The sequence below is a fragment of the Pseudomonas sp. FA-1 genome (assembly GCF_056856075.1).
On sequence record NZ_JBWXTH010000001.1, the window covers coordinates 213,055 to 234,240 of the forward strand.

Consider the following 21,186-nt stretch of genomic DNA (forward strand, 5'->3'; position numbering starts at 1 on the left):
CAGCCCATCGCGGGACAAGCCCGCTCCTACAGGGGTTACGCACACCCCTTTGGTAGGGCTTGTCCCGCGATGGGGCACGCAGCGGCCCCATGATGGATGGCATGAAAGGTATTCATTCGATCACTGCCAGCAGGCCATCATGTCATCGAGCTCGTTCCGCCATTCATTGCGTCGCCTTTGGGGCCAAGACAAGTTCAGCTACAGCATCCGGGTAACGATCGCCCTGACCGGCAGCATGGCCCTGTGCTGGTACCAGGACGAAATGGCCCTGTTGATCCCGCTGTTCCTGGGCATCATCGCCAGCGCCCTGGCCGAGACCGACGACAGCTGGCAAGGCCGCCTGAGTGCGCTGGCCGTGACCCTGGTGTGCTTCGCCATCGCCGCGCTGTCAGTGGAGCTGTTGTTCCCCTACCCCTGGTTGTTCGCCGGCGCGCTGGCCCTGGCCACCTTCGGCCTGACCATGCTTGGCGCCCTGGGAGAGCGCTACGGCGCCATCGCCTCGGCCACGCTGATCCTGTCGGTGTACACCATGATCGGCGTGGACCAGCGCGGCGGCCAGGTCAGCGACTTCTGGCACGAACCCCTGCTGCTGGTGGCGGGCGCGGCCTGGTACGGCCTGCTGTCGGTGCTGTGGCAGGCCCTGTTTTCCAATCAGCCGGTGCAACAGAGCCTGGCCAAGCTGTTCCTCGAACTCGGCCGCTACCTCAAGCTCAAGGCCAACCTGTTCGAGCCGATCCGCAACCTGGACCTCGAGGCCCGGCGCCTGGAGCTGGCCCAGCAGAACGGCAAGGTGGTGGCGGCCCTGAATGCGGCCAAGGAGATCATTCTGCACCGGGTCGGCAACAGCCAGCCGAATTCCAAGGTCAGCCGCTACCTCAAGCTGTACTTCCTGGCCCAGGACATCCATGAGCGGGTCAGCGCTTCGCACTATCCCTACAACGCCTTGGCCGAGGCGTTCTTCCACAGCGATGTGATGTTCCGCTGCCAGCGCCTGCTGCGCCAGCAGGGCTCGGCCTGCCAGCAATTGTCGCAGTCGATCCGCCTGCGCCAGCCGTTCGTCTATGGCACAGGTTTCGCTGAAGCGCTGGAAGACCTCAATGCCTCGCTGGAGCACCTGCGCATCCAGAGCAACCCGGCCTGGCGCAGCCTGCTGCGCTCCTTGCGGGCATTGGCCGGCAACCTGGCGACCCTCGACCGCCTGCTGGGCGCCGCCAGCAACCCGGACAGCCTGGCCGACACCGGCGACAGCAGCCTGCTGGACCGCTCACCGCGCAACCTCGAGGACGTCTGGAGCCGCCTGCGCACCCAGCTGACACCGACCTCGTTGCTGTTCCGCCATGCCCTGCGCCTGTCCCTGGCACTGTCGGTGGGCTACGGCATGGTGCACCTGATCCACCCGACCCAGGGCTACTGGATCATCCTCACCACCCTGTTCGTCTGCCAGCCCAACTACGGCGCCACTCGGCGCAAGCTGGTGCAGCGTATCCTGGGTACTGCCATCGGCCTGACCGTGGGTTGGGCACTGTTCGACCTGTTCCCCAGCCCGATCATCCAGTCCATGTTCGCGGTGGTCGCCGGGGTGGTGTTCTTCGTCAACCGCACCACCCGCTACACCCTGGCCACCGCCGCGATCACGCTGATGGTGCTGTTCTGCTTCAATCAGATCGGTGATGGGTACGGCCTGTTCCTGCCGCGTTTGTTCGATACCCTCGTGGGCAGCCTGATCGCGATTCTGGCGGTGTTCCTGTTCCTGCCCGACTGGCAGGGGCGGCGCCTGAACAAGGTGCTCGCCAATACCCTCACCTGCGCCAGTGCCTATCTGCGCCAGATCATGCAGCAGTATGCCCATGGCAAGCGCGACGACTTGGCCTACCGCCTGGCCCGCCGCAATGCCCACAACGCCGATGCGGCTCTGTCGACCACGCTGGCCAACATGCTCATGGAGCCTGGGCATTTCCGCAAGGAAGCCGATGTGGGCTTCCGCTTCCTGGTGCTCTCCCATACCCTGCTCAGCTACCTCTCCGGGCTCGGCGCGCACCGCGACACGGCGCTACCGCCGGAGGTCCATGAGCAGTTGATCGATGGCGCCGGACAAAGCCTGGCCAACAGCCTCGATGAGATCGCCAATGGCCTGGCCGCGCGCCTGCCCGTGGCCATTCACAGCGATGCCGAGGAAGCCCTGGCCGGCGCGTTGGAGCAAATGCCCGAGGAACTGGATGAACACCAGCGCCTGGTGCAGACGCAACTGGCGCTGATCTGCCGCCAGCTTGGGCCGCTGCGCACCCTGGCGGCACACCTGATCAAGGAAAACCCGCCGCACTGACCCTGCGCGGTGGTTTGGCAGCGGGGTTCACCTGCGAAAGCGTCGCATGTCAGAAACCCATGCTGACGCAACAGCCGGGCATAGCTGCCATCGGCAATGGCGCGGTCGAATCGCTCGATGATCTGTCGATGTTCGGGATGCTTGAGGCTGACCAGGATATGCAGGTTGTTCTCTCCCAGCGCGGGCTCCACGAAGGTCACGGCTTCACGCACCTCCCTCGTCTACAAAGCCCTCTCGGTCGGCAGCCGACAAATGATATCAAATAGCCTCTATTTTGGCCGAATGTTGCGGAGCCTGTTTTTGGGCAATGTCCGACTCGTCGCCGGAGCCTGGATTTGCGATGATCGACCGCCCCTTCAAAGAGTTCATACCCATGTCCATCGAGTGGATCTGCAAGCACCATACCGACCTTGGCAAGGAGCAGCTCTATGCCATCCTGCAACTGCGCACCGAAGTCTTCGTGGTGGAGCAGCAATGCGCCTACCAGGAGGTCGACGGCCAGGACCTTTGCGGGGATACGCTGCACCTGATGGGATGGGAGCAGGACCGTTTGGTGGCCTACCTGCGCCTGCTCGACCCTCAATCCCAAGGCGGCGATGTGGTCATTGGCCGGGTGGTGACCGCCCCCGCCGCGCGCGGTGGCGGCCTGGGCCATCAGTTGTTGCTCAAGGGCCTGGAGTGCGCCGAGCACTGCTGGCCGGGAACACCGATCTATCTGTCAGCCCAGGCACATCTACAGGCCTACTATGCGCGGCATGGGTTCGAAGTGGCGGGGGAGCAGTACCTGGAGGATGGCATCCCGCATATCGGTATGCGCAAGGCTTGAGATAAGAGGGCATAGAGCAGCCGGAGCGCTCAGGTCATGGATACCCCAGCACGTCCCTGATCTGGCGCAGGTGCTGGATGATCCACTGCTTGTCGATGGCCCCCCAATCATGGATACGGTAGTGCCCGGCGTGATTGCGCGCCCCCGCCTGCTGCTCGAACTCGCAGACGATGTCCAGGTCGGCCAGGGCGGCGATGGTGTCCTGGGCGGTGCGCCTGGGCATGCCGGTGGCCGCCATCAGCGCCGGCACGCTGGTGGCAGTCTGGCTGTCGATCAGCCAGGCCACGTAGAGCCGGCGGTAGAAACTGCTCTTGGTCTTGCTCACATCCATGCTGCTCGATCCTCAGGTGATGCCCGGTAGCTCCCGGTAGGTCAGGTAGATGCGCAGGTCGAACTCCAGTTGATGGTAGTCCGGCTCCATGTGCTGGCAGAGTTGGTAGAACGCCTTGTTGTGGTCACGCTCGCGCAGGTGTGCCAGTTCGTGCACCACGATCATGCGCAGGAACTGCGGCGCGGCCTCCTTGAACAACGAAGCGATGCGGATTTCCTTCTTGGCTTTGAGCTTGCCGCCCTGCACCCGCGAGACCGCAGTATTCAGGCCCAGGGCACGGTGGGTCAGGTCCAGGCGGTTGTCGAACAGTACCTTGTCCAGGTTTGGCGCACTGCGCAGGTACTGCTGCTTGAGATCCTGGGCGTAGCCGTACAGGGCCTTGTCGTTCTGCACGTCGTGACGATCAGGGTAGCGTTTGCGCAGGTAGTCACCCAGGCGGTCGGTGGCGATCATCTGGCGCACCTGCTCTTGCAGGTGGGGAGGGTAGGCTTGCAGGTAGCGTAATGTGGTCATGGCACGGCGTTCAACGAAACGAATCGCGGGACAAGCCCGCTCCCACAGGGTTCGGCGTGCGCAACCCCTGTGGGAGCGGGCTTGCCCCGCGATGGGGCTGCGCAGCAGCCCCAATGGACGCCAGATCAGTTGACCTTGGCAGCCAACTCGCCCTTGGCGTAACGCTGGAACATGCCTTCCAGGGAGATCGGCTTGATCTTGGAGGCATTGCCGGCAGTGCCGAAGGCTTCATAACGGGCGATGCAGACGTCACGCATGGCCTTGACGGTCTCGGCGAAGAACTTGCGTGGGTCGAACTCGCTCGGGTGCTGGGCCATGTAGCGGCGGATGGCACCGGTGGACGCCAGGCGCAGGTCGGTGTCGATGTTGACCTTGCGCACGCCGTACTTGATACCTTCGACGATTTCCTCGACCGGCACGCCGTAGGTTTCCTTGATGTCACCGCCGTATTCGTTGATGACCTTCAGCCATTCCTGAGGCACCGAGGAGGAGCCGTGCATCACCAGGTGGGTGTTGGGGATGCGCTTGTGGATTTCCTTGATGCGGTCGATCGCCAGGATGTCGCCGGTTGGCGGCTTGGTGAACTTGTACGCGCCGTGGCTGGTGCCAATGGCGATGGCCAGGGCATCGACCTGGGTCTTCTTGACGAAGTCGGCAGCTTCTTCCGGGTCGGTCAGCATCTGGCTGTGGTCCAGGGTGCCTTCGGCGCCGATGCCGTCTTCCTCACCGGCCTGGCCGGTTTCCAGGCTGCCCAGGCAACCCAGCTCGCCTTCCACCGACACGCCACAGGCGTGGGCGAACGCCACGGTCTGCTGGGTGACGCGCACGTTGTACTCGTAGTCGGACGGGGTCTTGCCGTCTTCCTTGAGCGAGCCGTCCATCATCACCGAGCTGAAACCCAGCTGGATGGAGCGCTGGCATACGTCAGGGCTGGTGCCGTGGTCCTGGTGCATGCACACCGGGATGTGCGGGAACTCTTCGATCGCTGCCAGGATCAGGTGACGCAGGAAGGGGGCACCGGCGTACTTGCGGGCACCGGCCGAGGCCTGGACGATGACCGGAGAGTCGGTCTTGTCGGCGGCTTCCATGATGGCGCGCATCTGCTCGAGGTTGTTGACGTTGAAAGCCGGAACGCCGTAGCCGAACTCGGCGGCGTGGTCCAGCATCTGGCGCATGCTAATGAGTGCCATTGTGTATCTCTCTCCCGACAAGCGTCGTTGTTTCGTGCAAGCCTGCCGCAGGGGCGGTTGCTGTTCAAGTAGTGTGGGCCGCCTCGCGGCCCGGCCAGTCACGGTGCCTTGCAGCCCCGCCCAATCAGGTCGTTGGTTGCGACCCAGTACACCAGGCCTTCATCGCCCTTGGTGTGCAAGGCCAGCACGCCATCGCTGTAGAGCGCACCCGAGGCGCCCGGCTCGGACTTGAGCCGGTAGACCTGGTCGCCGCCGCCCAGACGCACGTCGACCGACTCCTGGGTGGCATCGGCGAAGCGCCAGAGCACTTCGGCCTGTGTGTCGCAGACCCAGCGGGTCCAATTGTCCGCCGGGGCGGGTTGCGGCGATTGCAGCAGTGAGCATCCTGCCAGGGTCGCCAGAGCCATCGAGGCCAGTAGCGCTTTCATTCAATTCCCTCGATTGGGGCTGCTGCGCAGCCCTTCGCAGCTTCGCCAGCGCCCACAGGGAAAATGTGTACCCCGTGGGAGCTGGCGAAGCCTGCGATGGGCCGCACAGCGGCCCCCTGTTCAAGACCACAAAACAGCCCGCAGGTTGCCTGCCCTCCGATCAAGGGCACCCCGGCGCCTTGCGCTGGTGTTCGTCGTCGTACTTTTCCAGGCCTTCCGGGCCCATGCGCTTGTTGATCACCGGGGCCGTCTCCGCCTGCCACTGGGACTGGTAGCAACCGCCCTTGGGCGGCTGCGACGGCTCGCTGTCCGCGCCCTTGCCGGAGCAAGCGCCCAACAGCAGGGCCAGGATCATCACAGGCAATTGCTTGACCATCAGGTCGCTCCCTTTGCCAGGCGCCGTCATGCTCAGGCCTTGGCCCGTTCTTCCAGGATAGCAACGGCAGGCAGGACCTTGCCCTCGACGAACTCGAGGAATGCGCCGCCACCGGTAGAAATGTAGGAGATATCAGCGCCGACGCCATACTTGTCGATGGCCGCCAGGGTGTCACCACCACCGGCGATGGAGAAGGCGGCGCTATCGGCAATGGCCTTGGCCAGCACCTTGGTGCCGTTGCCGAACTGGTCGAATTCGAACACGCCGACCGGGCCGTTCCACAGGATGGTCTTGGACGACTTGAGCAGCTCGGCGAACTGTTCGGCGGTCTTCGGGCCGATGTCCAGGATCATGTCGTCATCGGCCACATCGGCGATGGACTTGACGGTGGCTTCGGCGCTCTCGGCGAATTCCTTGGCCACCACCACGTCCACCGGCAGCGGTACGCTGACCTTGGCGGCGATGGCCTTGGCGGTCTCGACCAGGTCAGGTTCGTACAGCGACTTGCCGACCTTGTGGCCGGCCGCGGCGAGGAAGGTGTTGGCGATGCCGCCACCGACGATCAGCTGGTCACAGACGGTGCTCAAGCTGTTCAGCACGTCCAGCTTGGTGGACACCTTGGAGCCGGCGACGATGGCGGCCATCGGCTTGGCCGGGGCCTTCAAGGCCTTGCCCAGGGCGTCCAGCTCGGCGGCCAGCAGCGGGCCGGCCGCAGCGACCTTGGCGAACTTGGCCACACCATGGGTGGAACCCTCGGCGCGGTGGGCGGTGCCGAAGGCGTCCATGACGAACACGTCGCACAGGGCAGCGTATTTCTGCGCCAGTTCGTCAGCGTTCTTCTTCTCGCCCTTGTTGAAGCGAACGTTCTCGAACAGCACCAGGTCACCGGCCTTGACCTCGACACCGTCGAGGTAATCGGCAACCAGCGGCACGTCGCGGCCCAGGGCCTTGCTCAGGTAGTCGGCAACCGGCTTGAGGCTGTTCTCGGCGGAGAACTCACCTTCGGTCGGGCGCCCCAGGTGCGAGCAGACCATCACGGCCGCGCCCTTCTCCAGGGCCAGCTTGATGGTCGGCAGCGCAGCCAGGATACGCGCATCGCTGGCTACCACACCGTCCTTCACAGGGACGTTGAGGTCTTCGCGGATCAGTACGCGCTTACCTTGCAGGTCGAGGTCGGTCATCTTCAACACGGTCATGAATGCAGTCCTTCAGGGCTGTTTGGTGCGGGTTTGGTGGACGACGCGCAGGAAGTGACCCGCGACGTCGAGCATACGGTTGGCGAACCCCCATTCGTTGTCGAACCAGGCCAGCAGGTTCACCAGGCGGGGGCCGGAAACACGGGTCTGGCTGGCATCGACGATGGCCGAATGCGGGTCATGGTTGAAATCACAGCTGGCATGGGGCAGCTCGGTGTAGGCCAGCAGCCCCTTGAGCGGGCCGTCCAGGGCAGCCTCGCGCAACACCCGGTTGACCTCGGCCGCGCTGGTGTCGCGGGCGGTCTGCAGGGTGATGTCCAGGCACGACACGTTGACGGTCGGCACGCGTACCGCTTTGGCCTGGATTCGCCCGGCAAGTTCCGGCAGCAGCCGCTCGATGCCACGCGCCAGACCAGTGGACACCGGGATCACCGACTGGAAGGCCGAACGGGTGCGGCGCAGGTCCTCGTGGTGGTAGGCGTCGATCACGGGCTGGTCGTTCATCGCCGAGTGGATGGTGGTGATCGAGACATACTCGATGCCGAACGCCTGGTCCAGCACGCGCAGCAGCGGCACGCCGCAATTGGTGGTGCAGGAGGCATTGGACACCAGGCGCTCTTGGCCACCGAGGCAATCCTGGTTGATGCCGTAGACCACCGTAGCGTCCACATCCGCCTCACTGGCCATCGGCTGGGAGAACAGCACCCGCGGCGCGCCGGCATCGAGGAAGCGCTGGCCATCGGCACGGGTGTTATAGGCACCGGAGCATTCCAGCACCAAGTCCACGCCCAGGGCGCCCCAGTCGATGCCTTCCGGGGTGGCGCTGCGCAGGACCTTCACGCAGTCGCCGTTGATGTGCAGGCAATCGCCATCGACCCTCACCTGGCCGGGGAAACGCCCGTGGGTGGAGTCGAAGCGGGTCAGGTATTCGAGGCTGGCCTGGTCGGCCAGGTCGTTCAACGCAACGATTTCGAAACCGGCGTCCGCCCCACGCTCGAACAAAGCGCGCAAGACACAGCGACCGATACGGCCATAACCGTTGAGTGCAACTTTGTAGGGACGCGGATGGGGCATAGGTGGCTCTTGAACTCCGGCGGTTGAACGGGGCCGCTGGGCGGCCCATTCGCGACACAAGGCCGCTCCTACAGGGGACGACATGCGCAATACCCTGTAGGAGCGGCCTTGCGCCGCGAACGAGGGCCAAGGGCCCTCGCTTTGCCTGTATCAGTCTTCCAGCAGCTCTTCGGCGGTACCCAGGATGTTCTCCAGGGTGAAGCCGAATTCTTCGAACAGTGCCGAAGCCGGCGCCGACTCACCGTAGGTGGTCATGCCGATGACGCGGCCTTCCAGGCCCACGTACTTGTACCAGAAGTCGGCATGGGCAGCTTCGATGGCGATACGCGCGCCCACTTCCAGCGGCAGCACCGACTGCTTGTAGGCAGCATCCTGGGCATCGAACACGCTGGTGCACGGCATGGAGACCACACGAACCTTGCGGCCCTGCTCGGTCAGCTTGGCATGCGCCTGGACCGCCAGGCCCACTTCCGAACCGGTGGCGATCAGGATCAGCTCAGGCTCGCCGGCACAGTCCTTGAGGATGTAGCCGCCGCGGCTGATGTCGGCGATCTGCTGGGCGTCGCGCTCCTGGTGCTGCAGGTTCTGGCGCGAGAAGATCAGCGCCGACGGGCCGTCCTTGCGCTCCAGGGCGTTCTTCCAGGACACGGCCGACTCGACCGCATCGGCCGGGCGCCAGGTGTCCAGGTTCGGGGTGCTGCGCAGGGCGGTCAGCTGCTCGATCGGCTGGTGGGTCGGGCCGTCTTCGCCCAGGCCGATGGAGTCGTGGGTGTAGACGTGGATCACGCGCTGCTTCATCAGCGCCGACATGCGCACCGCGTTGCGCGCGTATTCCATGAACATCAGGAAGGTCGCGCCATATGGCACCAGGCCGCCGTGCAGGGCGACGCCGTTCATGATGGCGGTCATGCCGAATTCGCGCACACCGTAGAACACGTAGTTGCCGCTGGCATCGTCGGCGCTGACCCCCTTGCAGCCCTTCCACAGGGTCAGGTTGGAACCGGCCAGGTCGGCGGAGCCGCCGAGGAACTCGGGCAGCAGCGGGCCGAAGGCGTTCAGGGCGTTCTGGCTGGCCTTGCGGCTGGCGATGGTTTCGCCCTTGGCGGCCACTTCGTTGATGTAGGCCTGGGCCTTCTCGGCGAAGTCGGCCGGCAGCTCGCCGCTTTCACGGCGCTTGAACTCGGCAGCCAACTCCGGGTAGGCCTTGGCGTAGGCGTCGAAGCGCTGGTTCCACTCGGCCTCGAGCTTGGCGCCGGCGGCCTTGGCATCCCACTCTGCGTAGATCTCGGCAGGAATTTCGAACGGACCGTGGTTCCAGTTCAGCTCCTTGCGCGCCAGGGCGATTTCGTCGTTGCCCAGCGGTGCGCCGTGGCAGTCTTCCTTGCCCTGCTTGTTCGGCGAGCCGAAGCCGATGATGGTCTTGCAGCAGATCAGGGTCGGGCGGTCGCTCTTGCGGGCGGTCTCGATGGCCGTCTTGATCTCGTCGGCGTCATGGCCGTTGACGTTGCGGATCACCTGCCAGTTGTACGCCTCGAAGCGCGCCGGGGTGTTGTCGGTGAACCAGCCATGCACTTCACCGTCGATGGAGATGCCGTTGTCGTCGTAGAAGGCGATCAGCTTGTTCAGGCCCAGGGTGCCGGCCAGGGAGGCGACTTCGTGGGAGATGCCTTCCATCATGCAGCCGTCGCCGAGGAACACGTAGGTGTTGTGGTCGACGATGGTGTGACCTTCACGGTTGAACTGGGCGGCCAGCACTTTTTCCGCCAGGGCGAAGCCCACGGCGTTGGCGATGCCCTGGCCCAACGGGCCGGTGGTGGTTTCCACGCCTGCGGTGTAGCCGTATTCCGGGTGGCCCGGGGTGCGGCTGTGCAACTGGCGGAAGGCCTTGAGGTCATCGATCGACAGGTCGTAGCCGGTCAGGTGCAGCAGCGAATAGATGAGCATCGAGCCGTGGCCGTTGGACAGCACGAAGCGGTCGCGGTCGGCGAATTTCGGGTTGCTCGGGTTGTGCTTCAGGTAGTCGCGCCAAAGCACTTCGGCGATATCCGCCATGCCCATGGGGGCACCTGGGTGGCCGCTGTTGGCCTTTTGCACGGCATCCATGCTGAGGGCACGAATGGCGTTGGCACGTTCACGACGGCTGGGCATCGCTGAGTCTCCTGGGGCTTGAAAAGGTGGTGAAACGAAAAAAGGCCGCCATTTTCGCCCACAGGCGGGGCCGGGGGCAATGACGGATGGTCGCAGTTGGGTATTTTTCCTATGTTTGTGGCGTAAATCGGGACAAACCTGATGTCGCTGCCGGCCTGTTCACGGGTAATCCCGCGCCGACAGCACGGTCTCCAGCTTGTGGGAGCGGGGTTGCCCGCGAACCGGCTCCCTCTCCGCCCGTCATTCAATATCAAAACTTTTTGATATTGACCTTGCAGGGGCAACGATGCCTGTCTAGACTGCCGCACCATGAACCTGCGTGCGCAACCGATCCCCCCGCAAAGCGAAACCCTGGCAGCCCTGTGCAAGGCCAGTGGCGACGCCTTGCGCCTGAACGTATTGCGCGCCCTGGCCAGCGATTCCTTCGGGGTGCTGGAGCTGGCGCAGATCTTCGACGTCGGCCAGTCCGGCATGAGCCATCATCTCAAAGTGCTGGCCCAGGCCGAGCTGGTGGCCACCCGCCGCGAGGGCAACGCGATCTTCTATCGCCGTGCCCTGCCCGACAGCCTGCGCCTGGGCGGCCGCCTGCACGCAGCACTGCTCGAGGAAGTCGACGGGCTGGCCCTGCCGCAGGATGTGCAGGCCCGGATCGCCCAGGTGCAACAGCGCCGGGCGGCCACCAGCCAGGACTTCTTCCTGCGCGTGGAAGAAAAATTCCGCGCCCAGCAGGACCTGATCGCTGGCCTGCCGCAATACCGTGAAAGCCTCCTCGCCCTGCTCGACAACCTGAGCTTCGGCACCGAGGCCACGGCACTGGAAGTCGGCCCGGGTGATGGCGGTTTCCTGCCGGACCTGGCGCGGCGCTTCACCCAGGTCACGGCCATGGACAACAGCCCGACCATGCTCGAGCTGGCCCGCCAGGTCTGCCAGCGCGAAGGCCTGGACAACGTAAACCTGCAGTTGGCCGATGCACTGGGTGCAACGGATGTGGAAGCCGACTGCGTTGTGCTGAACATGGTGCTGCACCACTTCAGCGACCCGGCCCTGGCCCTGCGCCTGCTGGCCAAACGGGTGAAAGCGGGCGGTAGCCTGCTGGTCACCGAGCTGTGCAGCCATGACCAGGGGTGGGCGCGGGAAGCCTGCGGCGACCTCTGGCTGGGCTTCGAGCAGGACGACCTGGCCCGTTGGGCCCGGGTAGCGGGACTGGTTCCCGGGGACAGCCTCTATGTGGGCTTGCGTAACGGTTTCCAGATTCAGGTCCGCCATTTCCAGCGGACGACTGGCGACACTCACCATCGGTAAATTTTAGGAACCCGTCGAGATGAGCGAATACTCCCTTTTCACTTCCGAGTCCGTGTCCGAAGGGCATCCGGACAAGATCGCCGACCAGATTTCGGATGCGGTCCTTGATGCAATCATCGCCCAGGACAAGTACGCCCGCGTGGCCTGCGAAACCCTGGTCAAGACCGGTGTCGCCATCATTGCCGGCGAAGTGACCACTTCGGCCTGGGTCGACCTGGAAGAACTGGTGCGCAAGGTCATCATCGACATCGGCTACGACAGCTCCGACGTTGGTTTCGACGGCGCCACCTGCGCCGTGATGAACATCATCGGCAAGCAGTCGGTGGACATCGCTCAGGGCGTCGACCGCTCCAAGCCGGAAGACCAGGGCGCGGGCGACCAGGGCCTGATGTTCGGCTACGCCAGCAACGAGACCGACGTGCTGATGCCGGCCCCGATCTGCTTCTCCCACCGCCTGGTCGAGCGCCAGGCCGAGGCGCGCAAGTCCGGCCTGCTGCCGTGGCTGCGCCCGGACGCCAAGTCCCAGGTCACCTGCCGCTACGAGAACGGCAAGGTCGTCGGCATCGACGCCGTGGTCCTGTCGACCCAGCACAACCCGGAAGTGTCCTACAAGGACCTGCGTGAAGCCGTCATGGAGCTGATCGTCAAGCACACCCTGCCGGCCGAGCTGCTGCACAAGGACACCCAGTTCCACATCAACCCGACCGGCAACTTCATCATCGGTGGCCCGGTGGGCGACTGCGGCCTGACCGGGCGCAAGATCATCGTCGACTCCTACGGCGGCATGGCCCGCCACGGCGGCGGCGCCTTCTCCGGCAAGGACCCGTCCAAGGTCGACCGTTCGGCAGCCTATGCCGGCCGCTACGTGGCCAAGAACATCGTTGCCGCGGGCCTGGCCGAGCGTTGCGAGATCCAGGTGTCCTACGCCATCGGCGTGGCCCAGCCGACCTCCATCTCGATCAACACCTTCGGCACCGGCAAGATCGCCGACGAGAAGATCGTGCAGTTGGTCCGCGAGTGCTTCGACCTGCGTCCGTACGCCATCACCACCATGCTCGACCTGCTCCACCCGATGTACCAGGAGACCGCTGCCTACGGCCACTTCGGCCGCATTCCGCAGCAGAAGACCGTCGGCGACGACACCTTCACCACCTTCACCTGGGAACGCACCGACCGCGCCGAGACCCTGCGCAACGCAGCTGGCCTGTAAGCGTCTCGCTTGCGCTGCCTGTGACGAGCCCCCGCCGAGCGATCGGCGGGGGCTTTTTTCATCCTGCATCGCCTGTTCCGCTCCAATCGCCGGCAAGCCGGCTCCCACAGGTATGGCGATGTCTTTGGGACCGCGCAGGGCAGGTAGGAGCCGGCTTGCCGACGATGCTCCACGCACGCGCCCCATCCGCCACACCACCCACAGAGCGACGAAACATCGTCTGACACCTTGATCGGGCACGCCCGATGGCAGCGGCCTAGGCTGAGCATTCGACTACGCCACGCACGGATGCCGGCCATGCGCTTCATGCTGTTCTTGCCCCTGTTGTTGTGTTCTTTCGCCCTCTGGGCCAATGCCTCCCCCTGCCCCGACTGGCCTGCGCAGCGCGCCAACGAAGAGGCTGCGCAGCTGGGCGAGGCCCTCGCCCGCTGGGACGATCACTACCACCGCCAGGGCATCTCCCTGGTCGCCGATGAAATCTACGACCAGAGCCTCCAACGCCTGCGCCAGCTCCAGGCCTGCTTCGGCCTGCCTCAAGCGCACGCCCCGTTGTCTGGCGCCGGCGGCCCTGTTGCCCACCCGGTCGCACATACAGGCGTGGCCAAGCTGGAGGACGAGCGCGCTGTGGCCCGCTGGCTCGATGGCAAGCGCAACGTCTGGATACAACCGAAGGTGGATGGCGTCGCCGCAACCCTGGTGTACCGATCCGGCCAGCTGGTGCAGGTGCTCAGCCGCGGCGACGGTGTGCGAGGCCACGACTGGAGCCGGCACATCGCACAGCTAACCGGCCTGCCGCGCCACCTGCCCGAGCCATTGGACCTGGTGCTGCAAGGTGAACTGTACTGGCGCCTCGAGCAACACGTTCAAGCCAAGGCAGGCGGCGCCAATGCCCGAAGCACCATCGCCGGGCTGATGGCGAGGAAGCAGTTGACCGCTGCCCAAGGCGCAGGCGTCGGCGTGTTCGTCTGGGACTGGCCGAGCGGGCCGAGCAACCAGGACGAACGCCTGGCTCGGCTGGCCGAACTCGGGTTCCCCGACAGCCAGCGCTACAGCGTCGCCATCGACGACATGGCGCAGGCCACCCATTGGCGCCAGCATTGGTACCGCTCGCCCCTGCCCTTCGCCACCGACGGCGTGATCCTGCGCCAGGACAGCCGCCCACCGGCCCGCCGCTGGCGCGCCAAGCCGCCCTACTGGATCGCAGCCTGGAAGTACCCCTTCCAGCAGGCATTGGCCGAAGTGCGAGACGTGCGCTTCAAGGTCGGGCGAACCGGGCGCATCACACCCTTGCTGCACCTGAGCCCGGTGATGCTGGATGAACGCCGGATCAGTGTGGTCAGCGTTGGGTCACTGGCACGCTGGCAAGCGTTGGACATCCGCCCCGGCGACCAGGTGGCGATCACCCTGGCAGGCCTCACCGTGCCCAGGTTCGAAGGCGTGGTGCACCGCAGCACTGATCGCCCGCCCGTCCTGGCGCCGGACCCCAGCCAACATCATGCGCTCAGTTGCTGGCGGCCAGACGCACCGTGCAAGCAACAATTCCTCGCCCGCCTGGCCTGGCTAGGTGGGCGCCAGGGGCTGCAGATGCCGGGTGTAGGGCCCGCGACCTGGGCGCAGTTGGTCGAGCATGGCGTCATCAGCGACCTGCATGCCTGGCTCGGTCTGGAGCGCGAGGACCTGCTGGGTATACCGGGCATCAGCACGGCACGTGCGGAGCAGTTGCTGAAGGCCTTCTCGCAAGCAAGGCGCCAGCCTTTCGAGCGCTGGCTTCGAGGCTTGGGCGCGCCGGTGCCCAGCAGCCTGCAACTTGCGCCCGACTGGGCGAGCCTGGCAGCCCGAAGCGTCGAACAATGGCGTGCCGAGCCCGGTATCGGCCCTGGGCGAGCAGCACAACTGGTGGCATTTTTCACTGATGAATCGGTTGGCCGGGTGGCCGAACAATTGCGAGCCCAGGCAATCGAGGGTTTCTAAATTCCTCGGATCAGGGCAGCATTTCCCTTTTCCGTTGCCCTGCCATCGAATGGAGTCCCCGATGAAACTGCTTTCGTCCCTTGCCCTGACCGCCTTGCTCGGCCTGGCTGCCGGCCCCCTGCTGGCCGTTGAAGAGCAACCTGGGCTGACCGGTTGCGCGGCCAAGCGCCAGGCCATCAGCGAACAGATCGAACAGGCCCGCGCCAACGGCAACGCCGAGCAACAGACCGGCCTGGAAAAGGCCCTCGACGAAGTCACCGAACACTGCACCGACGCCAACCTGCGCAAGGAGCGCGAACAGAAGGTGCTCGACGCCCGTCACGAAGTGAACCAGCGCACCAAGGACTTGGACAAGGCGATGAAGAAGGGCGACGCCGAGAAGATCAACAAGCGCAAGGAAAAACTCGCCGAGGCCAAGAAAGAATTGCAGGAAGCCGTTGACAGGCTGGAGCGCTGATACCGCGGTAGTCGTAGGAATTTTCTGAAAACGATGCGGTAGTTCCGATCGGAGTTCACCTGGCAGCAGGAATGTAGGCACTATTCCCTACATTCTCTGTTGCTATTACTTCGAAAGGAAACCGCCATGAAACGACGCTCCTCCTTGGCGCTGATGATTGCCCTCGGCTTGGCCGCAGGCTCGCTGCAAGCGGCGCAGCCCAGCCCAGGCCTGACCGGCTGCGCGGCCAAGCGCAGCGCCATCGAGAACCAGCTCGAGTACGCCAGGCAGCACAACAACTGGGGCGAAATCCGTGGCCTGGAAAAAGCCCTGAAGGAAAACACCGAGCACTGCACCGACGCCGGCCTGCGCCAAGAGCGCCTGGCCAAGATCGAGAAAGCCAAGGCCGAGATCGCCGAGCGCCAGGCCGACCTCCGCGAAGCCAAGGCCAAGGGCGATGCCGACAAGATCGCCAAGCGCGAGCGCAAGCTTGCAGAATCCGAAGCCGAGCTGAAACAAGCCGAGCTCGAGCTCGACAAGTGATCCTGTCAGGGGCTGCTGCGCAGCCCTTTCGCGGTCTCAGTGGTTACGAAACTCCGTATGGCACGCCTTGCAAGCCGCCTCCACCTTGTCCATCGGCGCCTTCAACCGCGCTACGTCGAGCGGCTGTTCACGGGTAGCGCCCACCAATTCCCCCGTCACCCCCTCCAGTTGCCGCGCCAAGTCATGAAAACGCGCCTGACGCTCCCACACGTCGGGTCGCGCACTGCTGTCGCCTTCATCCTTGACCTGTGGAAAATGCTGCCAGGGTGCATGAGCCAGGCCATCGAGCTTCACGGCCCCTTCAGCGAAACGGGCACCGTCGAACGGCAGGCGCCCACGCAGCATACCGCCCATGTCCTCGCTGGTCTTGAGCATCTGCTTGAAGATCGCCTTGCGCTGGCCCAGGGGTGAGTTAGGATCGACACGGTCGCAGGCCGCCAGGGTCAGGCCAGCCAACAGCAGAACGGTGAAACATTTCAACATCACGGTCACATTGGCATAGGGAAAGGGCCAACAGTATCCTCGTCTGCTCGACAAAGACCAATACCCCTACGAAAACCATGGGTAGCCCACACCCGGCCACCCACTCAAGGATTCGACCATGACATCTGCTCTGCGCCACCTCGCCTGGGCGCTCCCTGCCCTGGCCCTGCTGGCCGGCTGCAATGGCGGCGAGAACGCCAAGCCCGAACCCCATGCCGTGGCGACCTATGCCTCGGCCACCTGGCAAGAGCTGCCGACCGTCAGCGACAGCGACCTGTTGGCGGGCTTCCAAGCCTGGCGCAATGGCTGCGAGAAGCTCAAGCGTGACCCGATCTGGGCCACCACCTGCGAGGCCGCCGCGCGCATGCCGGACGACGCCGCCCAGGTACGCGCCTTCCTGCAACAGAACCTGCAGGTCTACGGCTTGCGCTCGGCCGAGAACAACGCCAACGGCCTGATCACCGGTTACTACGAACCGGTCTACCCAGGCAGCCTGGAGCACACCGAAACCGCCCATGTGCCGGTCTATGGCGTGCCCGAGGACATGATCGTGGTCGACCTGGCCAGCGTCTACCCGGAGCTCAAGGGCAAGCGCCTGCGCGGGCGTATCGAAGGGCGGGTGCTCAAGCCCTACGACACTGCCGAGGTGATCTACCGCGACGGCGCCAAGGCACCGGTACTGGCCTGGCTGACCGACCCGATGGACCTGCAGTTCCTGCAGATCCAGGGCTCGGGGCGCATCCAGCTCGAAGATGGTCGTCAACTGCGCGTCGGCTATGCCGACCAGAACGGCCACCCGTACCGCCCCATCGGGCGCTGGCTGGTCGAACAGGGGCAACTCAAGAAAGAAGACGTGACCATGGGCAGCATCCATGCCTGGGCCCAGGCCAACCCACAGCGCGTGCCGGAACTGCTGGCCAGCAATCCGAGCTACGTATTCTTCAGCACCCGACCGGACAGCAACGAAGGCCCACGTGGCTCCCTGAACGTGCCGCTCACGGCCGGGTACAGCGTGGCCATCGACCGCAAGGTGATTCCACTGGGCAGCTTGCTGTGGCTGTCGACGACCCGCCCCGATGGCACACCGGTAGCGCGCCCAGTGGGCGCACAGGACACCGGCGGTGCGATCACCGGCGAGGTGCGTGCGGACCTGTTCTGGGGCACCGGCCCCGAGGCCGGCGAGCTGGCGGGCAACATGAAGCAGCAAGGGCAGATCTGGCTGCTGTGGCCCAAGGGCGCGCCGCTGCCCGACGTGCCGAAAGTGCCTTGACCTCATCGGCCCAATCGCCGGCAAGCCGGCTCCCACCAGGCCAGCGCTGCTCTCACAAGCGCTGCTCTATTGTGGGAGCCGGCTTGCCGGCGATTGGCCTTCCAGTCAGATCGAGACCACGAACAACGCCACGATCATCGCCAGCCCGGCGAACCAGACCAGCGAACGCAGGATCGCCAGGTCAGCCAGGTAGCAGATGATGTAGAGCAGGCGGCTGGTGATATACAGCACCGCCAGCACATCCTGGGTCACCTGCTCGGCATTGCCGACGATGTCGGCCACCAGCACTGCCGCAGCGAATGCCGGAAACGCCTCGTAACCGTTCTGCTGCGCTGCGTGGGCGCGCCGTGGCAGGCCCGAGAGGGTGTCGAGAAACGCACGTGGGTCATGGTTGTCGCGCAGGCCGAAGCGGCCACTGCTCAGCTTGGCCGTCAACCCGCACAGCGGTGGCAGGATGAGGGCGATCAGGATGCACCACAGGGCTACGGTCATGGACAGGACTCCTTGTTCAAATCGTTGGTCAGAGCTTCATCACCAGCATGCCTGCCAGGACCAGCCCGCAAGCTAGGAGTCTTGGCCCGCCAAAAGGTTCTTTGAGGTAGCGCATGCCCATGAGCACCACCAGGATCACGCTCAGCTCACGCAACGCCGCCGCCTCGGCGATCGAGCCCAGGTGCATGGCCCACAGCACCAGGGCGTAGCTCAACAATACGCACAACCCTACCGCCAGCCCCAGGCGCCACTGCGTCCGCCAGAACAACGCGAACGGCGCTCGCCGTGCCACACAGGCCAGCAACGGGAACGGCCAGGCGCTGAGCAACGTCAGCCAGACCAGGTAGTCCATCGGCTTGCCCCACAGCTGCACCGCCTTGCCGTCGAACCAGGTGTAGCAACCGATGCACAGGCCGATCAGCGCCACCACCGGCAGCATCGACCAGGGCAGCCGGTCACCCCCGCCGCCCTGCCACAACAGGCACGCCATGCCACAGGGGATCAGCAGGATGCCGATGATCTGCTTGTCGCTCAGCGCCTCGCCGGCGAAAGCCAGGGTCAGCCCCAGCACCACCAGCGGCGACAAGCCCCGCATCAGAGGATAGACCAGCCCCAGGTCACCGACCCGGTAGGCCTGGATCAGCAGGAAACGGTACAACTGCTCGGCCAGGGCCGAAGCCAGCAACCAGGGCCAGATCTCCCCGGGTGGAAAGTCGACGAAGGCCACTGCCAATACGGCGAAAACCAGGGCCACCAGGTCCATGCTGGCGATCACCAGCAAGCGCTCGCCACTGAATTTGATCAGGGTATTCCAGGTCGCGTGCAGCAGGGCGGCGACCAACACCAGCGAAGTTGCCAACACGCCTTGTTGTCCTTACTACGTTTTATGGTTGTGAATATAGGGGGTCGAAGTGCAGGGCGGTAGAGCTTCATTGCGCTCGATCCCAGCCGCACCACAAATCCTCAGCCAAGCAGAACGATTCCGACAATTCTGGTCAAATCCTGTGTCCCGAACCCCTCGTCAAGTCATCGAACAACTGCCCGAGCGATTCGGGCCACGACTTGGAAGCCACTGTTACAGGATTTGGGATGCTTGAACTTGTTGCTGCGTTTATTTGCCTGACTACCCTCCTCACCTACGTCAACTACCGCTTCATCGGCCTGCCGCCGGCCATCGGCGTGATGGTCACCGCGCTGTTGTTCTCCTTGATATTGCAGGGCTTGAGCCTGATCGGCTTCCCTGGCCTGGAGGCCCGCGTCGAAGGCCTGATGAACCAGATCGACTTCAACGACCTGTTGATGCACTGGATGTTGTCGTTCCTGCTGTTCGCCGGCGCCCTGCATGTCAACCTCGCCGACCTGCGCAGCTACCGCTGGCCGATTGGCCTGCTGGCCACCCTGGGCGTGCTGATCGCCACCGTGGTGATCGGTTTCCTCGCGCATTGGGTCTTCGCCCTGTTCGGCTGGGACGTGCCACTGATCTACTGCCTGCTGTTCGGCGCGCTGATCTCGCCCACCGACCCGATCGCCGTGCTCGGTGCGCTGCGTACCGCCAACGCGTCCAAGCCCTTGAAGACCACCATCGTCGGCGAGTCGCTGTTCAATGACGGCACGGCAGTGGTGGTGTTCACCGTGCTGCTCGGCATTGTCCAGCTCGGCGAGGCGCCCAGCTTCGCCGACACGGCCGTGCTGTTCGCCCGCGAAGCCATCGGCGGCGTCGTCTTCGGTGGCGTGATCGGCTATGCCACCTACCGCATGATCAAGAGCGTCGAGCAGTACCAGGTCGAGGTCATGCTGACCTTGGCGCTGGTCATCGGCGGGTCGGCCATGTGCTACGAGCTGCACGTGTCGGCGCCGATCGCCATGGTGGTGGCCGGCCTGATCATCGGCAACCTGGGGCGCAACCTGGCGATGAACGACATGACCCGACGCTACATGGACGGCTTCTGGGAACTGATCGACGACATGCTCAATGCTTTGCTGTTCGCCCTGATCGGCCTGGAGCTGTTGCTGCTGCCGTTCAACTGGCTGCACCTGGCCGCCGGCAGCGTGCTGGCCGTGGCGGTGCTGCTGTCGCGGCTGCTCACCGTGGCCCCGGCCATCGTCCTGCTGCGCCGCTGGCGCAGCGTGCCCAAGGGCACCGTGCGCGTACTGACCTGGGGCGGCCTGCGCGGTGGCGTGTCGGTGGCCCTGGCGCTGTCGCTGCCCAGTGGGCCTGAGCGCGACCTGTTGCTATCGATCACCTATATCGTGGTGCTGTCGTCGATCCTGGTGCAGGGGTTGAGCATCGGGCGGGTGGTGCGCGGGGTAACCGCGCAGCCTTGAAGTTTTTGGGGCCGCTTTGCGGCCCTTTCGCGGCACAAGGCCGCTCCCACAGACGGGGCGCGCAAGCGTCATTCCACCGCGGTGTCGGGGAACTGGTCCTGGATGTACTTGATCTCGGTTCGCCCATGCGGGGCCGGCAGGCCGTCCTCGCCCAGGTTGACGAAGACCATCTTGTCCACCGTCAGGATGCTCTTGCGGGTGATCTTGTTGCGCACTTCGCACTTGAGGGTGATGGAGGTGCGGCCGAACTCGGTGGCAGTGATGCCCAGCTCGATGATGTCGCCCTGGCGCGAGGCGCTGACGAAGTTGATCTCCGACATGTACTTGGTCACCACGCGCTGGTTGCCCAGCTGGACGATGGCGTAGATCGCCGCCTCTTCGTCGATCCAGCGCAACAGGCTGCCGCCGAACAGCGTGCCGTTGGGGTTGAGGTCTTCGGGTTTTACCCATTTGCGGGTGTGGAAATTCATCGGGACTCCTGACCTGCTTGGCTGACGTGCGGTAATGATGGCAGAGCCTTCGGCAGTGCTCCATTGAACATCGACTATCGTCTCGATTAATCGACAGAAAACCTTGGGCGTGGCCCGGTGCCACGGCTATAATCCCTGCCGATTCACATGGCCACCCGCCGCGGGGGTCATCCCGCCACCCAGCCGAGGGGCGCTGCAGCAGGTTCGACCTGTCAGGCTCGGTTGGGGCGTTGTCCGCACCGCGGACGCTTAACGCACAACGGCGCCCATTCGCACACT

At 64.7% G+C, this 21,186-nt stretch carries 21 protein-coding genes, 1 pseudogene and 1 riboswitch; of the genes and pseudogenes, 9 read left to right on the plus strand and 13 right to left on the minus strand.

The annotated features are described in order from the left end of the window. Positions 1-139: 139 nt before the first annotated feature. Entirely contained in the window at positions 140-2,323 is a 2,184-nt protein-coding gene (gene yccS, locus AC1MHZ_RS00960) for a YccS family putative transporter (protein WP_084854073.1), read from the plus strand. 53 nt (positions 2,324-2,376) lie between these two features. Here the strand turns inward: yccS and AC1MHZ_RS00965 are convergent. After that, positions 2,377-2,541, minus strand: a pseudogene (locus AC1MHZ_RS00965) (amino acid ABC transporter substrate-binding protein); the annotation flags it as partial. Positions 2,542-2,696: 155 nt separating this feature from the next. On the opposite strand from AC1MHZ_RS00965, the gene AC1MHZ_RS00970 reads away from it, so the two are divergent. Beyond that, positions 2,697-3,149, plus strand: coding sequence for a GNAT family N-acetyltransferase (locus AC1MHZ_RS00970; RefSeq protein ID WP_084854304.1), 453 nt, complete (start codon positions 2,697-2,699; stop codon positions 3,147-3,149). Positions 3,150-3,183: 34 nt separating this feature from the next. On the opposite strand, the gene AC1MHZ_RS00975 is transcribed toward AC1MHZ_RS00970, so the two are convergent. The 8 genes from AC1MHZ_RS00975 to tkt form a co-directional block, all read right to left on the minus strand. Continuing rightward, on the minus strand, positions 3,184-3,480 hold the full coding sequence (locus tag AC1MHZ_RS00975; RefSeq protein WP_084854072.1) for a winged helix-turn-helix domain-containing protein: 297 nt from the start codon (positions 3,478-3,480) through the stop codon (positions 3,184-3,186). Positions 3,481-3,492: 12 nt separating this feature from the next. After that, positions 3,493-3,993 (minus strand): M48 metallopeptidase family protein, encoded by a 501-nt coding sequence (locus tag AC1MHZ_RS00980; protein ID WP_084854070.1) that lies wholly within the window; start codon positions 3,991-3,993, stop codon positions 3,493-3,495. A gap of 125 nt (positions 3,994-4,118) precedes the next feature. Then, positions 4,119-5,183 carry a class II fructose-bisphosphate aldolase gene (gene fba, locus AC1MHZ_RS00985; RefSeq protein ID WP_084854068.1) on the minus strand — a complete coding sequence of 355 codons (1,065 nt, stop codon included), beginning with the start codon at positions 5,181-5,183 and terminating at the stop codon, positions 4,119-4,121. A 98-nt stretch (positions 5,184-5,281) separates the two neighbouring features. Continuing rightward, positions 5,282-5,611, minus strand: a complete 330-nt coding sequence (locus AC1MHZ_RS00990; protein WP_084854066.1) for an MliC family protein — start codon at positions 5,609-5,611, stop codon at positions 5,282-5,284. Between the two features lie 160 nt (positions 5,612-5,771). Continuing rightward, the gene (locus tag AC1MHZ_RS00995; protein WP_084854302.1) at positions 5,772-5,987 is read right to left on the minus strand and encodes a hypothetical protein; all 216 of its coding nucleotides are present in this window, start codon (positions 5,985-5,987) and stop codon (positions 5,772-5,774) included. A gap of 32 nt (positions 5,988-6,019) precedes the next feature. Further along, complete coding sequence (locus tag AC1MHZ_RS01000; protein ID WP_465001506.1) at positions 6,020-7,183, minus strand: phosphoglycerate kinase; 1,164 nt, start codon at positions 7,181-7,183, stop codon at positions 6,020-6,022. A 12-nt stretch (positions 7,184-7,195) separates the two neighbouring features. Beyond that, entirely contained in the window at positions 7,196-8,257 is a 1,062-nt protein-coding gene (gene epd / locus AC1MHZ_RS01005) for an erythrose-4-phosphate dehydrogenase (protein WP_084854062.1), read from the minus strand. 150 nt (positions 8,258-8,407) lie between these two features. Next, positions 8,408-10,405 (minus strand): transketolase, encoded by a 1,998-nt coding sequence (gene tkt, locus AC1MHZ_RS01010; protein ID WP_084854060.1) that lies wholly within the window; start codon positions 10,403-10,405, stop codon positions 8,408-8,410. Between the two features lie 309 nt (positions 10,406-10,714). Between tkt and AC1MHZ_RS01015 the strand changes: the two genes are divergently transcribed. The 5 genes from AC1MHZ_RS01015 to AC1MHZ_RS01035 all read left to right on the plus strand — a co-directional run bounded on the left by AC1MHZ_RS01015 (position 10,715) and on the right by AC1MHZ_RS01035 (position 15,867). Continuing rightward, a complete protein-coding gene (locus tag AC1MHZ_RS01015; protein ID WP_084854059.1) occupies positions 10,715-11,707 on the plus strand; it encodes an ArsR/SmtB family transcription factor in 993 nt (330 codons plus the stop codon). Positions 11,708-11,726: 19 nt separating this feature from the next. After that, on the plus strand, positions 11,727-12,917 hold the full coding sequence (gene metK, locus AC1MHZ_RS01020) for a methionine adenosyltransferase (RefSeq protein WP_196145943.1): 1,191 nt from the start codon (positions 11,727-11,729) through the stop codon (positions 12,915-12,917). Positions 12,918-13,214: 297 nt separating this feature from the next. Further along, positions 13,215-14,888, plus strand: a complete 1,674-nt coding sequence (ligB, locus tag AC1MHZ_RS01025) for an NAD-dependent DNA ligase LigB (protein ID WP_084854055.1) — start codon at positions 13,215-13,217, stop codon at positions 14,886-14,888. Positions 14,889-14,949: 61 nt separating this feature from the next. Further along, the gene (locus AC1MHZ_RS01030) at positions 14,950-15,345 is read left to right on the plus strand and encodes a DUF1090 domain-containing protein (RefSeq protein WP_482965936.1); all 396 of its coding nucleotides are present in this window, start codon (positions 14,950-14,952) and stop codon (positions 15,343-15,345) included. 126 nt (positions 15,346-15,471) lie between these two features. Next, complete coding sequence (locus AC1MHZ_RS01035; RefSeq protein WP_084854051.1) at positions 15,472-15,867, plus strand: DUF1090 domain-containing protein; 396 nt, start codon at positions 15,472-15,474, stop codon at positions 15,865-15,867. A gap of 36 nt (positions 15,868-15,903) precedes the next feature. On the opposite strand, the gene AC1MHZ_RS01040 is transcribed toward AC1MHZ_RS01035, so the two are convergent. Continuing rightward, positions 15,904-16,350 carry a c-type cytochrome gene (locus tag AC1MHZ_RS01040; protein ID WP_084854049.1) on the minus strand — a complete coding sequence of 149 codons (447 nt, stop codon included), beginning with the start codon at positions 16,348-16,350 and terminating at the stop codon, positions 15,904-15,906. Between the two features lie 118 nt (positions 16,351-16,468). On the opposite strand from AC1MHZ_RS01040, the gene mltA reads away from it, so the two are divergent. Next, entirely contained in the window at positions 16,469-17,620 is a 1,152-nt protein-coding gene (gene mltA / locus AC1MHZ_RS01045; protein ID WP_084854047.1) for a murein transglycosylase A, read from the plus strand. A 105-nt stretch (positions 17,621-17,725) separates the two neighbouring features. Here the strand turns inward: mltA and AC1MHZ_RS01050 are convergent, their stop codons facing one another. Next, positions 17,726-18,112, minus strand: coding sequence for an MAPEG family protein (locus AC1MHZ_RS01050; RefSeq protein WP_084854046.1), 387 nt, complete (start codon positions 18,110-18,112; stop codon positions 17,726-17,728). 28 nt (positions 18,113-18,140) lie between these two features. Then, a complete protein-coding gene (locus tag AC1MHZ_RS01055; protein WP_196145950.1) occupies positions 18,141-18,974 on the minus strand; it encodes an EamA family transporter in 834 nt (277 codons plus the stop codon). Positions 18,975-19,201: 227 nt separating this feature from the next. On the opposite strand from AC1MHZ_RS01055, the gene AC1MHZ_RS01060 reads away from it, so the two are divergent. Then, positions 19,202-20,437 carry a cation:proton antiporter gene (locus AC1MHZ_RS01060; RefSeq protein ID WP_084854042.1) on the plus strand — a complete coding sequence of 412 codons (1,236 nt, stop codon included), beginning with the start codon at positions 19,202-19,204 and terminating at the stop codon, positions 20,435-20,437. 68 nt (positions 20,438-20,505) lie between these two features. Here AC1MHZ_RS01060 and AC1MHZ_RS01065 read toward each other — a convergent pair whose 3' ends face one another. Beyond that, positions 20,506-20,907 (minus strand): acyl-CoA thioesterase, encoded by a 402-nt coding sequence (locus tag AC1MHZ_RS01065; protein ID WP_043207235.1) that lies wholly within the window; start codon positions 20,905-20,907, stop codon positions 20,506-20,508. Positions 20,908-21,086: 179 nt separating this feature from the next. Further along, a riboswitch (S-adenosyl-L-homocysteine riboswitch) is annotated at positions 21,087-21,182 on the plus strand. The last annotated feature ends 4 nt before the right edge of the window (positions 21,183-21,186 follow it).

Bases quoted from the DNA above. Each gene is read 5' to 3' on its own strand.
- yccS (WP_084854073.1), top strand. From the start codon at position 140: ATGTCATCGAGCTCGTTCCGCCATTCATTGCGTCGCCTTTGGGGCCAA.
- AC1MHZ_RS00970 (WP_084854304.1), top strand. From the start codon at position 2,697: ATGTCCATCGAGTGGATCTGCAAGCACCATACCGACCTTGGCAAGGAG.
- AC1MHZ_RS00975 (WP_084854072.1), bottom strand. From the start codon at position 3,480: ATGGATGTGAGCAAGACCAAGAGCAGTTTCTACCGCCGGCTCTACGTG.
- AC1MHZ_RS00980 (WP_084854070.1), bottom strand. From the start codon at position 3,993: ATGACCACATTACGCTACCTGCAAGCCTACCCTCCCCACCTGCAAGAG.
- fba (WP_084854068.1), bottom strand. From the start codon at position 5,183: ATGGCACTCATTAGCATGCGCCAGATGCTGGACCACGCCGCCGAGTTC.
- AC1MHZ_RS00990 (WP_084854066.1), bottom strand. From the start codon at position 5,611: ATGAAAGCGCTACTGGCCTCGATGGCTCTGGCGACCCTGGCAGGATGC.
- AC1MHZ_RS00995 (WP_084854302.1), bottom strand. From the start codon at position 5,987: ATGGTCAAGCAATTGCCTGTGATGATCCTGGCCCTGCTGTTGGGCGCT.
- AC1MHZ_RS01000 (WP_465001506.1), bottom strand. From the start codon at position 7,183: ATGACCGTGTTGAAGATGACCGACCTCGACCTGCAAGGTAAGCGCGTA.
- epd (WP_084854062.1), bottom strand. From the start codon at position 8,257: ATGCCCCATCCGCGTCCCTACAAAGTTGCACTCAACGGTTATGGCCGT.
- tkt (WP_084854060.1), bottom strand. From the start codon at position 10,405: ATGCCCAGCCGTCGTGAACGTGCCAACGCCATTCGTGCCCTCAGCATG.
- AC1MHZ_RS01015 (WP_084854059.1), top strand. From the start codon at position 10,715: ATGAACCTGCGTGCGCAACCGATCCCCCCGCAAAGCGAAACCCTGGCA.
- metK (WP_196145943.1), top strand. From the start codon at position 11,727: ATGAGCGAATACTCCCTTTTCACTTCCGAGTCCGTGTCCGAAGGGCAT.
- ligB (WP_084854055.1), top strand. From the start codon at position 13,215: ATGCGCTTCATGCTGTTCTTGCCCCTGTTGTTGTGTTCTTTCGCCCTC.
- AC1MHZ_RS01030 (WP_482965936.1), top strand. From the start codon at position 14,950: ATGAAACTGCTTTCGTCCCTTGCCCTGACCGCCTTGCTCGGCCTGGCT.
- AC1MHZ_RS01035 (WP_084854051.1), top strand. From the start codon at position 15,472: ATGAAACGACGCTCCTCCTTGGCGCTGATGATTGCCCTCGGCTTGGCC.
- AC1MHZ_RS01040 (WP_084854049.1), bottom strand. From the start codon at position 16,350: ATGTTGAAATGTTTCACCGTTCTGCTGTTGGCTGGCCTGACCCTGGCG.
- mltA (WP_084854047.1), top strand. From the start codon at position 16,469: ATGACATCTGCTCTGCGCCACCTCGCCTGGGCGCTCCCTGCCCTGGCC.
- AC1MHZ_RS01050 (WP_084854046.1), bottom strand. From the start codon at position 18,112: ATGACCGTAGCCCTGTGGTGCATCCTGATCGCCCTCATCCTGCCACCG.
- AC1MHZ_RS01060 (WP_084854042.1), top strand. From the start codon at position 19,202: ATGCTTGAACTTGTTGCTGCGTTTATTTGCCTGACTACCCTCCTCACC.
- AC1MHZ_RS01065 (WP_043207235.1), bottom strand. From the start codon at position 20,907: ATGAATTTCCACACCCGCAAATGGGTAAAACCCGAAGACCTCAACCCC.